At 69.4% G+C, this 12153-nt stretch carries 12 protein-coding genes; 3 read left to right on the forward strand and 9 right to left on the reverse strand.

Annotation, left to right across the window (positions count from 1 at the left end):
- Positions 1 to 251 precede the first annotated feature (251 nt).
- The 7 genes from ABH941_RS36755 to ABH941_RS36785 all read right to left on the reverse strand — a co-directional run bounded on the left by ABH941_RS36755 (position 252) and on the right by ABH941_RS36785 (position 6234).
- Entirely contained in the window at positions 252 to 377 is a 126-nt protein-coding gene (locus ABH941_RS36755) for a hypothetical protein (protein ID WP_370134942.1), read from the reverse strand.
- Entirely contained in the window at positions 374 to 2536 is a 2163-nt protein-coding gene (locus tag ABH941_RS36760) for an NUDIX domain-containing protein (RefSeq protein WP_370134944.1), read from the reverse strand. The genes ABH941_RS36755 and ABH941_RS36760 overlap by 4 nt, the downstream gene beginning before the upstream one ends.
- A gap of 51 nt (positions 2537 to 2587) precedes the next feature.
- Entirely contained in the window at positions 2588 to 3184 is a 597-nt protein-coding gene (locus tag ABH941_RS36765; RefSeq protein WP_370134948.1) for an AAA family ATPase, read from the reverse strand.
- A 195-nt stretch (positions 3185 to 3379) separates the two neighbouring features.
- A complete protein-coding gene (locus ABH941_RS36770; RefSeq protein ID WP_370134951.1) occupies positions 3380 to 3787 on the reverse strand; it encodes a kinase in 408 nt (135 codons plus the stop codon).
- A 216-nt stretch (positions 3788 to 4003) separates the two neighbouring features.
- The gene (locus tag ABH941_RS36775; protein WP_370134954.1) at positions 4004 to 4531 is read right to left on the reverse strand and encodes an NUDIX domain-containing protein; all 528 of its coding nucleotides are present in this window, start codon (positions 4529 to 4531) and stop codon (positions 4004 to 4006) included.
- A gap of 154 nt (positions 4532 to 4685) precedes the next feature.
- On the reverse strand, positions 4686 to 4952 hold the full coding sequence (locus ABH941_RS36780; RefSeq protein ID WP_370134956.1) for a hypothetical protein: 267 nt from the start codon (positions 4950 to 4952) through the stop codon (positions 4686 to 4688).
- Between the two features lie 349 nt (positions 4953 to 5301).
- A complete protein-coding gene (locus tag ABH941_RS36785; protein WP_370134959.1) occupies positions 5302 to 6234 on the reverse strand; it encodes a methyltransferase domain-containing protein in 933 nt (310 codons plus the stop codon).
- 32 nt (positions 6235 to 6266) lie between these two features.
- Between ABH941_RS36785 and ABH941_RS36790 the strand changes: the two genes are divergently transcribed.
- The 3 genes from ABH941_RS36790 (at position 6267) to ABH941_RS36800 (ending at position 9432) form a co-directional block, all read left to right on the forward strand.
- Positions 6267 to 6872 (forward strand): tyrosine-type recombinase/integrase, encoded by a 606-nt coding sequence (locus tag ABH941_RS36790; RefSeq protein ID WP_370134961.1) that lies wholly within the window; start codon positions 6267 to 6269, stop codon positions 6870 to 6872.
- 92 nt (positions 6873 to 6964) lie between these two features.
- Entirely contained in the window at positions 6965 to 7492 is a 528-nt protein-coding gene (locus tag ABH941_RS36795; RefSeq protein ID WP_370134965.1) for a hypothetical protein, read from the forward strand.
- Between the two features lie 512 nt (positions 7493 to 8004).
- Positions 8005 to 9432, forward strand: coding sequence for a hypothetical protein (locus tag ABH941_RS36800; RefSeq protein ID WP_370134967.1), 1428 nt, complete (start codon positions 8005 to 8007; stop codon positions 9430 to 9432).
- Between the two features lie 206 nt (positions 9433 to 9638).
- Here the strand turns inward: ABH941_RS36800 and ABH941_RS36805 are convergent, their stop codons facing one another.
- Positions 9639 to 10715 carry a hypothetical protein gene (locus tag ABH941_RS36805; protein ID WP_370134970.1) on the reverse strand — a complete coding sequence of 359 codons (1077 nt, stop codon included), beginning with the start codon at positions 10713 to 10715 and terminating at the stop codon, positions 9639 to 9641.
- A 37-nt stretch (positions 10716 to 10752) separates the two neighbouring features.
- Positions 10753 to 12114 (reverse strand): cytochrome P450, encoded by a 1362-nt coding sequence (locus ABH941_RS36810; protein WP_370134973.1) that lies wholly within the window; start codon positions 12112 to 12114, stop codon positions 10753 to 10755.
- Positions 12115 to 12153 lie beyond the last annotated feature (39 nt).

Raw genomic sequence — 12153 nt, forward strand, 5'->3', positions numbered from 1 at the left:
GCCCGGTGCCTGGAGACAGGCACGCCGGGTGCGGGAGGCGGTCCGGGGAAACCCATTGGCGGCAACGCCAGCAGGGCGCCCTGGGCCGACCTCACTCCACGTTGGCACAGCGCCGCGGTTTCCGCGAGTACCTGGTGGGGTAGCCGCCAGCAGCATGGCGCCGGTGCGCCGGTCGACGGGCACACATAAACTGACCAAGTGCATCGACGGCTCGTCCAGCGACCGTGTGCGCCACAGCGGTGCCCCGCTGCTCACCCACAGACGCGCCGTGTCCAGATCTGCTCCTCGACGACGCCGGTCGGCTCGATGCCGCCGAGAGGCGCCAGGAGGTCCTGGCGGGCGGCCCGTTCGGCGCCGGGTTCGGCTGGACGGCTCACAAGGCCACCCCGTCCCGGGGTACTTCGCTGACGGGGCTGGGCAACGGGATCGGCAGTCCGTAGACCGTGGCAGCCACCCGCGTTACGGCCTGGGCCTGAGCGGTGCCTGCCGGTCCCCAGCCCAGGAGTTGAGCCGCCTGGGACAGGCTGGCCCACAAACGAACGAGCTGCCGGCCGCTGGAGAGGTCGGGGGCAGTGGGTAGCACGCTGCGCACCGTGGCTGCCATCCCTACCCGGGCAATGGGGTTGTGGGGGTCGTCGGCGTCCAGCAGGTAGCCCAGGATGACCGGATCGGCGATACGGATCTGTGCCTCCTCGGCGGCCTCCCGGCGCAGGGCCGCGGCAGCGTCCTCGGTTCCGTCGAGCGTGCCGCCGGGCAGCGAGGCCAAGCCCGTTTCGGGATCGAGCAGCACCATGACGCGGCCGTCATCACCCACGCACCAGCCCCAGCCCTGGCGCACCGTCAGCCCTTCGGGAACGGCTTCACCGGGGTACCAGGTCCAGGTCCGGCGCGGGGGCCTGGGCTCGCGTAGCGCCGCGTAGCGGTCCAGGACTCCGGGGGTGAGCGGGTGCCCGTCGCGCAGGACCGCAGTGGTGCAGTCGATGCGGGCGCGCAGAGCCGCCATCGTTCTGCGGGCCTCGCCCGGTGTCATCCGGTCAGGGAGGTCCGCCGGCTCCAGCAGCCGGGCCGCCACCGATTCGTGGCTCATGCGAAGGTCCGCGATCTGTCGCTCGCTCAGTTCGCCGCCGTCCCACACGGTGTGCGTGGCGCCGGGGAAGGCCCAGCGCGGGTTGGCCTCCGGGGTGTTGGGCGGGACGGTGTCCATGACCAGCATGCGGGTGAAGGTGCGTTCCAGGCCGAGTTCCTCGCGGATCTCGCGGCTGGCTGCCTGGTCGGGATGCTCGCCCATCTCATTGCCGCCGCCGGGCAGCACCCACGAGGGCCGATAGGTGGGCTCCAGCAGCAGCACCCGGCCGTGCGGGTCGGTGAACAGGACCGCGGAGGACGACCAGGTCGCCGAGCGGCTGGCAGCGTAGTGCTCCGGGCTGAGTTCCCCGGGTGCCGCAGGTATGCGTGCTGCCGGCAAGGTCGTATAGGAGTGGTGCAGGTCGTAGCGCCGCGCGGGCCGGTCGGCGTGGAAGTGCTCGGGGAAGCAGGTCGCCAGAATGTCCAGCGTCGGCTTGAACACGCCCCCGGGCAGCGGCTCGCCGACCGGGAACCATTCCCAGGCGCCGATCAGGTCCGGCTCGGTGGCGCGCGGCTGCCCGCTGAACTTGCTGATGTAGGCGGCGACCGTGACCCTGGGCACGCCGCATTGATCGATCAGCACCGACCGCAGCTGAACATCGGCGGGATCTGCCTTGAGTCCCGTCTCCTCTTCGAGTTCCCGGGCGGCGGTGTGCCGCAGGTCCTCCACCACGGTGCCGGTCTCCAGTTTGCCGCCGACGGCTTCCAGCAGGCCGGGGAACCGGGCGGAGTGGCCGAGCAGGATCTTTCCGGTCTGCGGGTCCTGCACCACGATTGCCACCCCGAACAGGGAGTTGGGCCTCGGGGTGCGTTTCTCGGCGGCGCGATGGGTGGGTGCCCAATTGCGCAGGACCAGGATCAGGAGCCGCCCGGTGTGGTGCCGCTCGACGGTGGCCCAGCCGCGGGTCATGTCCGCGAGCTGCGTCTCGTCCAGGTAGATGGTGCGCCGGGTGGGGTCCAGGTGCTGGCGGTCGGGCACCACGATCATGAAGGTGCCGCTGGGCTCCAGCCAGTGGCGGACGCGGTCCAGCAGTAGGGGTCCGTCGAGGAAGGCCACGGCAAGTCGGCAGACCACCAGCGCCAGCGAGCCGGGCTCCACCAGATCGGGCACATCCGCCAGGTCCGCACACACATAGGTGGCGCCCATGTCCTCCGGCGTCGCGGCGGTGGCGCTGGCGATGGCCGATTCGGAGAAGTCCAACCCCAGTGCGTCGAAGCCGACTTCAGCCAAGTATCGGGTGACGCTGCCGGTGCCGCAGGCCAGGTCCAGCGCTTTTGTCCCCGGCGTGCTGGCCAAGGCGGCCAGGAGCGCCTTCTCCTCCTCGGTGAGCGGTGCGAAGGGGTGGCCCTTGTCGTACAGAGCGGACCAGTAGGCCGGGGTGCCGTGCTGGGCGGTGCTGGGCGGTGCCACAGGTGCCTCCGTGATCGTTGCGGGTGATGTGCCGGGAGGAGAGGGAAAGGGTCAGGAGCGCGGTGATGTGGTGTTCGCGCGGCCGGCGGGTCCTTCGCGCGCCAGGTCGGCGATCTGGGCCGCAACGGCAGCGATGTGCACCGACGCGGTGGTGTCCACGCGCAGGACCGGTCCCAGCGCGAGGGGTCGAGCCAGTTCGTGCCAGCTGTCCCATTCGGTGTCGCCGGGCTGTTCCCCGTGGATCGGATGCCGCAGCAGGCGCGCTTCGAGCCGTGCCCGTGCCACCTGCAGCGGTACCTGGCACCAGACCTCGACAGGCCGCAGATGCGGGGCACCGCTCAGGCCCTGCAGTGCCAGCTCTCGCACGTCCGCCCGCCAACTGGACTCCAGCACCGCTCCGGCAGGGGCTTGGGCGAGCAGTGCCCACATAGTCGTACTGGCGGCGGCACCCAGAGCCGAGTTCCACCGCCGCTGGGAGTAGCCGATCGCATGGCTGCCCAGCGTCTCGGCGTGGATTTCCTTGATCACGTCTTTGCTGAACAGCGGAAGCCCCAGCGCCCGGGACAGGGCGGTGCTCAGCGTTGACGTTCCAGCACCCGGCAACCCGTTGACCAGGACCGCCACGCCAGTGGCCTCAGCGCTGGTCATCGCGACCACCGCCATCCTGCAGCGGACGTGGTGCACCGGGCGTGTTGTTGTCCGAGCAGGCGGTCCACTGCGCCGGCGACCGGCGCAGGGCCTCGGGCGGTCGCGGTGTGGCGACTGCCCGGCAGGCGGGTGTCGGGGAGGGCCCGTGCCAGGTCGGCGGGCGGGGTTCTGGGCGGGTCAGGTGTCGGGTCATGGCTAGTGGTCCATCAGTTGGGTGGTGTCAAGGATCCGGGCGAGGGTCTGCTCGGCCGTGCTGTCCGGGCCGATGACGGTTTCCGCGCCGTTGGGCAGCAGGTCCAGCTCCCGGTACCAGCTTCTGAGCTGATCGACGCCCACCTCGCGGGCCTGGGGCTTGGTGCTGTGGCGCTCGACCGTGGTCGCGAAGGGGGCGTGCAGGTAGAACCAGTGCTGGGGGCCGGTGTGGGCGACACTCAGGTCAGCGAGCATGCCGCCGTAGCGGTCGGCGTCGAGGATGCCCTCCAAGACCGTATGGAAGCCGTGCCCAAGGGCGAACTGGGTAATCTGCCAGATCAGTTCGATGTTGTGGCCTCCGGGGACGTCCCGCTCCCGCAGCAGTTCCCGCCGCACGACGTCCTGGTGCACCAGGGCCACCTGCCGTCGGGCGTAGGCTGCCCGGATCCCTTGGCGACGGTCGTCTTCCCAACCGCGCTCGGGCCTCGCACGACAACCAGCACCCGGTCGCTGGGGCAATCCGCCGTCGCTGTATCGGCCAGGTGGGGGGAGGCGCTGTCGGACACGGGGAGCTCCATTGGGTTGCGTCGGCTGTAAGGATCGGGTGCGGGCGGCAGCCGGCTAGGTCTACGAGTAGACGGCGCCGATACCAGCGGTCCACGCGTCCACGGCGGCGCGCAGGTTGCGCCGGACGACGGGTTTGACTCGCCCTGGTTGCGCCGCTTCCTCGACCGTCCACCAGAGGTGTTCGTGCAGTTCCCCGGCCGGGACAGACAGCTGGTCGAACTGGTCCACCCGGATGGTGGCGGCGAAGGTCGACATGAAGCACAGGTGCTCCCTGCCCGCCGGCGGACCCGCCGTAGCGCTGAGCCACTTCAGGACCAGCAGGTCCTGCACTTCGACCTCGACACCGGTCTCTTCCCTGGCCTCGCGCCAAGCGATGTCCCTCAGGGACTCGCCGGATTCCGTCTTGCCGCCGGGCAGGACGGCCCAGCCGGAGTTCGCCTGCCGGACCCGGAGGAACGGCTGCTCGGGGGGCACGGTCAGGACGGCCGAGTCGGCAAAAAGCACCGCCCGGGCCGTACGGCTGTCCGCCACATCCGCGGCCGGGGTCGGCGTACTGGCGCAGGGCTGCGCAGGGGAGCTGCTGGTCATCACGCCTCCAGGGGCTCGGTGCGGTCGAGAGGCGGTGGTCCGGGCCGCCGGGGCGCGCACGGGTTCGATCGGTGTGCTCGTTCCGGGCAGCTCGGGCAGGTGCCGGATCGGGAGCGCCACAGCATCCAGATGGGCACCACCAGCAGCCCGGTGATCACGTCAGCGTCGGTCGCAGCCCAGTCACGGTCCCCAGGACCCCAGCGAGCAGCGCCACCAGCGGTCGCACCGCGAAGGCCAGCCACATGCAGGTGGGTTGGGCGCGGCTCCGGGGTTCGGGCGGGCCACGGCCGGGGTCCGCCCGGAGGGTGCGCGAGGCATGACGGCCCGGCAGCGGAGGAGCGCCCGGCCTGAGGCTGGGGGCGAGCTCCTCCTCCGCGCCCGAGGGCTTCTCCTTGGGGTCGGGAGCGCCGAGATCGATCATGCTGCCGGGGTTGGGGCGCTGGCGCGTTCCGGCCCAGTGGGGATCTCCTCGTGCCGACCGGATTGGATCGCGGGGGCCACGGTGTAGACCGGGACGCTTTCCAGGCTGGTCATGGAGTGTGGTGGGTGCCTGGCTAGGTGGATCACTCGGCCGCCCTCTGGGCGGGAGCGCATGTCGGTGATCTCGTAGGGCCGACCGTCCAGCATGATCCACATTCCTAGCTGGAGGGCTGCGGTCTGGACGGGCTGCGGGGCGACCAACCTGCGGCCGTCGGGGAGTTGGTAGGGCTCGGCCCGCGGGGCCGGCGTGGTCGTGGGCGGGTGCCACCTGGGACGCCTGCCTGCGGGGGTCACAGGGTGACCGCCCACTGCCCGCGGCGGAGCGTCGTCTCTCCGTCGGACGTGATGGTGACCTTGGCGCCGTACACAGGCAGTGATCCTTCATGGAGCCATCGGCGGCGGATCTGGTCCAGGATGTCCCACAGCCGGCGTGGTCCGCCCTGGTGCACCGTGGCACCGGTAGCCCCGGCGGGCATGGTGGCGCGGGCCCAGGACCCGTCAGCGTGCAGCATCCATGCGGTGATCCGGCCGTCCTCGTCCAACTGCAACCGGTGCTCGATCCCCGGCGCGGTGACCGTGAGCATCGACCACACCTCCCACGCCTGCGGGACGTTGATCACGGGGTAGGGGCTCTGGGAGATGTCCTCGCCGTCGCGCTCGCGCACCTCGGCGAACATGCTGTTCAACATCGCCGGGTAGTCGGCAGCGGTGCGGGCGGTCATGAACGCCGCGCGGTCCCACTCGATCCGACCCAGGGCCCCGCCGTCGGGCTGCTTGTCCGCGGCGAGGATGAGTCCGGTGTTCGCCAGCGTGGTGACCAGCCGTCCGGCGGGCCGCAGCGCGCTGAGCCATGACGCCGGGATGCGGGGCACCGAGACCATGGACACGATCCGGTCGTACTGGTCGGGCAGCTCGCCGGCGCCGTCGCCGGTGATCACCTGCGGCCGCAGGCCGATGCTGTGCAGACGCTCGGTGGCGGCCTCGGTGAGGTAGGGATCGATGTCCATGGTGGTCACGTTGGCGTCGCCGAGGCGGTAGGCGGCCAGGGCGGCGCTGTAGCCGGACCCGGTGGCCATGTCCATCAGCCTGGTGCCGTGGGACATCCGGCCGTGCCGGAACATGGCCGTGACCAGTCCCGGGTTCGTGGACGAGGAGGTGGGGACTCCGATCACCGAGGAATCCGCCGCCGCGTGGTCAGCGTGCACGGCGCCGACGCGGGTCACCAGCGTGGTGTCGCCATAGGCGGCGGCAACTGATGGGGATCACCGATTTCGACCACCCTTGCTCTTCATCCCACTTCCTTGATCGTGCAACTGCTGGTCGGAGTCGCCCGTCTCCCAAGAATCCGGGTCGGGCTGCCCCGTCAAGGGCGCCTTCGGCGTCGCTGCGCGATGGGCTTCGCCCACCCTGGACAGGTCACCCCGACCCTCAAGAGCAGCTGTCCAACGGGCGACTCCGGAGGTCTGACGCTCCGTCGCAGGTCAACGGCCTGCAGGTGGGGAACCGAAGTGAGCAGGTCTGCCCGGAGCCTGAGCGGGGGGTGGCCGAATTCAAATATCGCCATCAGCGCCTGGCAATCCAAGTCCAGGCCGCCGCTGAAGCCTGCCCGGCCCTCCTGGACAAGCGCGTCCACCCCCACGTCCTACGGCACAGTTGCGCGATGTCCCTGCTCCAGGCCGGTGTCGATACGACCGTGATCGCGCTCTGGCTCGGCCACGCCGGCGTCCGCTCCACCGACGCCTACGTCCACGCCGACATGACCATCAAGGAACAGGCTCTCGCCCTCACCGCACCGGTCACTGCCAGGCCGGGCCGCTATCGGCCCACCGACAAGGTGCTCGCGTTCCTCGACCGCCTGTGAGGCATGAGCCTCAGACAGTCTCGGGCTGGAGGTCTCCGAGACAAAGACCCAGCTCGATCGGCACTGTCGGCTCCGACAGATAGCCTGCGGCGGTGACTGATGCTTCGTTGAAGTTCTTGATCGATGCCGATCACGGGCAGTTCTACGTCCAAGACTTGGAGCCCTATGACGCATGGATGGCTGACCACGCGACGGACCCGGACCTTCCGCCAGCCGGCTGGACCCAGGAAGCGGTCTACATCCATCGCATCGGGGTGGAGCCGCACTCGATCTCCGTCGGCACCGCCCGGGACGACATGGTCGAGTCGCTGATCATCGTCCATGAGTCCGAACCGATGATCGAGCCGACGGCCGAGCACATCGCGGAGACAGACCTGGAAGTCCCGACCGGTCAACTCACAGTATCCAGCCCGGGCGTCCACCCGGAGGACGGGCCCAGCATGACCGTTCCCGCTGGCCTGTTGCGAGCCCGGGTCTCCTACATCCCGGCTGAAGCGCCCGACATCAACACCAACGGCGGCCCTGGCGAATACTTTCTCTATCGGATCGACCTCTGGCCCGCCGACCAGGCACGCGAGCTTGTCATCCTCAAGCAGGGACCGAACCCCTGGGCCGGATAGATCCTCCCGCCTGCGACTATGCCGAGCAGAACAGTCGCCGCGCCGCCCGCGATCACGCATGCTGACGGTCACCTCGGCATAGTCGCGGTCTCGGCATAGGTCGATCTATGCGGATATCCGCATAGATCGACGAGGTCGGTCAGCTGCCTGCCCGCGCCCCGTCTGGGCCGCAACCGGACGGCACCGCCTGTATGAAAGAGCCGAGGACCTGCCCCGTCTGCCTCGCCAGACCGGTGATGAGATGGAACGTCGACTTCTGCCACCAGTGCCACCCCCGCGGCCCGCGAACACCACCTCCGTGCCGCCGTTGCGGCAGCACGGAGAACTACTTCAGCGCCGGCCTGTGCCTGTGGTGCCACCCCGGGCGCCCGGCGTTCGCCTCCTCCTGCCCCGACTGCCTGGCCTGGGGCGTCTTCGACCAGAGCCGGGGGTTCTGCCTCGCCTGTCGAATGTTCCGCAAGCGCCATCCCGATCGGCGGCCGTGCCGAATCTGCGGGCGCACGGCCAACCTCATGGACGAGGTGTGTCGGCTCTGCCGCCGCCAGGCCCGACTCGTGCAGGCCGGCAAGCACGGCCATCAGCTGGACCTGGAGGGCTCCAACCGCCACGGCCAGCAGCTCTTCTTCGGAGACTGCGACCGTCGGGTCCGGCTCTCGGTGCCGCTGAGGGACCGCCAAGAACATCGACGGCTCAGAACAAGGACGCCCGACTACCGATGGCCCCTGGTCCCGGCAGTGCATCAGCAACTGCTGCTGTTCACACCGGACCGTGACTGGGAGGTCTGCAAGCCTGGGCGCCTGCCCGATGCGGTCGACACAGAACTGGTGGCGGCGTTGACGGCCCTCTCGCGTGAGCGCGCGCAGCGGCTGGGATGGAGCAAACAGGTCCAGGCCACCGTGCGCGCCGCCCTTCGCGCCGTGGTCGCCATGCAGGACACACCCGGCGCCGCGATCAAGGCGAGCGACGTCCAGGCGTTGGCCTCGATGAACGGTGTGACGGTCAAACACGCCACCGCTGTCCTGGCCGAAGCCGGGTTCCTCGACGACGACCTGCCGCGCAACGGCACCGAGACCTGGTTCGCCGACAAGACCGCGGAACTCCCCGAGCACGTACGCGACGAGCTGCGGACGTGGCTGGAGACGATTCAGAACGGCCGCACCACGCCCCCGCGGTTCAAACCACTGCGTTCGCACTCGGCCATACGCAACTACGCCCGCGCCATCGTGCCCCTGGCCCAGATCTGGGCCACCAGCCACGAGTTCCTCCGAGAGGTCACCCAGCAGGAGATCCTGGACGCCCTGCCCGCCGAGGGCGCCCAGCACGCCGCGGCCATCACGGCCGTCCGATCCCTGTTCCGCGCCCTCAAGGCCCACCAACTGGTGTTCCAGAACCCGACCAGGAAGCTCGGCAGTGTCATCGTCCGGCGTGTTCCCCAGCAGCTCGCCCCGGATCTCGTGGAGGAACGCCTGCGAGACCCCGATCCCGTCCGGGCCGTCCTGGGCGCGCTGATCGCCTTCCACGCGCTCAGCGTCCAAGACCTCCGCGAAGTCCTGACCACCGACATTCACGACGGCCGCCTCCACCAGGACCACCGGGTCATCCTCCTGGCCGCTCCCGTGCGCGAGCGACTCGCGGACTACCTGGACTATCGCGCCCAAAGATGGCCCCGGACCGCGAAGCCGCACTTGTTCATCAACCATCAGACTGCCTACGACACCGAACCGACCAGCAACGTCTGGGCCACCGGTGTGCTGGGGATTTCGGCCAGAGCCATCCGCGAGGACCGCATCCTCGACGAAGCCCTCGCCACCGGCGGCGACGTGCGTCGTGTGTGGGACCTCTTCGGCATGACCCCCTCCGGATCCCAGCGATACCTCGCTGCCGCCGAGCAGCAGCGCCTCAACGAAGCCCGGACCGACACTCCGCCCGCACAGGCGTGACAAGCTGCGGCTGAGGCCGAAACGACATCCACGTCGGATTCATCCGAGGACCCCGTACCGCAACAACGACCACCTGCAACAGAAGCAGCGGCCAAATAACGAACGAGCCCCCAGTTGCTTCCAGTGTCTGCCGAAGCGTTCGAGGTCCATGTTCCCCGGGGCGCCGATTGCCTCGCCCATCCACACGACGCGGTGCAGGAGTTCCCTCAACCACGGGCCGGGTCGTACTCCCACCACCAGGCGATGTGGGGCAGCGGCGGTGCTCCGGTGCTCGCACCGGTGAGCGTTTCGGTGAGTTCGCGAGGCTGGACGTCTCCGTCAGGACCGTCTCGGTGGAGATAGCGGGGACTGTCGCGCTGCCAGCGGTTGCAGCCGTTCCAGTAGCTGTCGATGCTCCGTACGTACCGGGCGAGTTCCGCGGGGGCATCGGAGAGGAGGTTGTCGTGCAGACGCATGTAGAGACCCGCGGTGCGGTGGACGAGGGAGACCACTTCGTCGAGGGCCTGGGAAACCGGGATACCTTGCTCTGTGGACAGGAGGATGACCAGGTTCTCCATCTTGCCGTCGAGGTTCCGTTCGAGTTCCTTCGGGAGGGAGAAGACGTCGTTCTCCACGTCGACCAGGAGTGCGGACATCTCGGTGAGTGCGCGCACGCGGCGGTCGGTGCGGTAGGAGCCGGGGACGGAACCGCAGGTGACGGTCGCCGAGAGCCGGGGGAAGACCATTCCTCCGCCGGATACGAGGCGGGTGTGTACGTAGGCGCTGGGGTCCTCACGCAGTCCGGCGGCGGCGAGTGTGACCCTGCGGATCTCCGTGCGCAGATAGGCTAGGACCCAGTCGGTGAAGTCTTCGCCTGCACCGGGGTCGGCGCAGGCGTCGAGGCGGATCCGAATGTCGTGGAGGGCCGCTCCGTACCGGTCGGTGGGGTCCAGGGGGTACTCTGCGATCTCGATCGCGCGCTGGAGGCGGGCGTTGGCGACAGCGTAGTCGCCGGGCCGGTGGGCGATGGGGCGTTCGTCGCAGTATTCGTCGTCCCAGGCGAAGGCCCAGGTGCAGAAGTCGGCCAGGCACTGCAGTCGGTCGACGGGGCCCTCGGGTGCCTGCATGGCGGCGAGGTAGCCGTTGCGGATCTCCACCATGCGGGTGCGCTGGGCGTCGTCCCAGTAGAGCTGGAAGCGGTCGAGGAATTCCACGGTGCCCTTTTCGACGTGATCCGCGGCGTCGTGGATCGCGTAGGGGAAGGGCGCGTAGAGCGGCGGGAGGTTCGTCGGCATGTCGGGCATGTGTCTCTCCGTGGAGGCAGGAAGTGGGTAGGAAGGATCACACCGGGGTACGGGGCTGAACGGTCAGTCGCAGGCCGGCCGGACGCAGGGCCATGCGGGCGCGGGGGGTGGGGTTGCTGTCCGGCGCCGGGATCAGGGTGTGGCGTTGAAGGATGACCGCGAGGGTCAGGGTTGCCATGGCCACTGCGTAGGAGTCGCCGATGCACTTGCGTGAGCCGGCGCCGAAGGGCAGGTATCCGGGGCGGTGCGCGTTCGGCGGGCGGTTGTCCTGCCAGCGGTCGGGTGCGAGTGTGCCGGGATCGTGGAACACGGTGGGGTCGCGGTGCAGTGTCCAGATGCTGAAGACGACGTCCGCGCCGGCGGGCAGCCGGTGGCCACCGAGGTCGGTGGCGCGCCTCGTGGTGCGGCTGAGCAGCCACACCGGCGGGTACAGCCGGAGCATCTCGGTGAACAGGCTGTGTACGTAGGGCAGGTGGGCGGTGTCCTGGTAGGTGGGAGGTCTTCCGCCGAGGACGGTGTCGATCTCCTCGCGGACGCGCTGGTGGTGGTCGGGCCGGGTGGCCAGGGTGTGGAGGGTCCAGGAGAGCAGTGAGGCAGTGGTCTCGATTCCTCCGATCATGAATCCCCACAGGTGAAGTGCCGCCAGCTCGTCGGTGAGCAGTCCCTTGTCGTGATGCTCGGGCAACAGCAGGAATGTGAGCAGGTCGTCGTGGTCTCCCGGGTGTGCGCGGCGGTGGGCGATCATTTCGCGGAAGGCTTCCTGGCTTCGTCGCACGGCCTGGTCGAAGCGCCGGTTGACCGGCAGTGGCAGTCGGCCCAGAGCGGGCAGCGCGACGCGCAGGGCGAAGCCGTCCAGGACGAGGGGGAGATCGCGCTGGAACTGCTGGACACTGCGCGTGGCGACCGGGTCGCGGAAGATCGACCGGGTCAGCCCGCCCGTGGACAGCCGGTCCATCTCCTCATTGACGTCCAGGACCTGCTGGGGATGCCAGGACTCGACCTGTTGTACGGCCACCTCTGCCAGCCCTTCCAGGTAGCCGGGAAGGCGGGAGCGGTGGAAGGCGGGTTGCAGCAAGGGCCGCTGGACGTGGTGCACGTCGTCGGAGCACACGGCGAGGCTGTCGCCCATCAGTTCGCGCAGCGGGTCCATGTACGAGCCGCCTTTGTCGTAGTCGGCGCGGCCCGTGATCAGCATGTGGTGCACGAGTTCTACCGAGTTGACGACGTACACGGTGCGTGGCCCGATCCGGATGCGGACCAGGGGGCCGGCCGAACGCAGTTCCTCGAAGGCGCGCAGCGGGTTGGCTGCAAAACGGTGCAGGTGACCGATGAGGGGCAGCCCGCCGGAAGCTGTGGGAATGTCCAATGGGCCGGTTCCGGGGCGCGGAGGGGCAGTCATCACACGGGTCCTTGTCGTCGAGGTCGGCAGTGTCCGAAC

It is taken from the genome of Streptacidiphilus sp. EB103A (assembly GCF_041261405.1).
Taxonomy (GTDB): domain Bacteria; phylum Actinomycetota; class Actinomycetes; order Streptomycetales; family Streptomycetaceae; genus Streptacidiphilus.

Bases quoted from the DNA above. Each gene is read 5' to 3' on its own strand.
- ABH941_RS36765 (WP_370134948.1), bottom strand. From the start codon at position 3,184: ATGACCAGCGCTGAGGCCACTGGCGTGGCGGTCCTGGTCAACGGGTTG.
- ABH941_RS36775 (WP_370134954.1), bottom strand. From the start codon at position 4,531: ATGACCAGCAGCTCCCCTGCGCAGCCCTGCGCCAGTACGCCGACCCCG.
- ABH941_RS36780 (WP_370134956.1), bottom strand. From the start codon at position 4,952: ATGATCGATCTCGGCGCTCCCGACCCCAAGGAGAAGCCCTCGGGCGCG.
- ABH941_RS36790 (WP_370134961.1), top strand. From the start codon at position 6,267: ATGGGGATCACCGATTTCGACCACCCTTGCTCTTCATCCCACTTCCTT.
- ABH941_RS36800 (WP_370134967.1), top strand. From the start codon at position 8,005: ATGGACGAGGTGTGTCGGCTCTGCCGCCGCCAGGCCCGACTCGTGCAG.
- ABH941_RS36805 (WP_370134970.1), bottom strand. From the start codon at position 10,715: ATGCCCGACATGCCGACGAACCTCCCGCCGCTCTACGCGCCCTTCCCC.
- ABH941_RS36810 (WP_370134973.1), bottom strand. From the start codon at position 12,114: ATGACTGCCCCTCCGCGCCCCGGAACCGGCCCATTGGACATTCCCACA.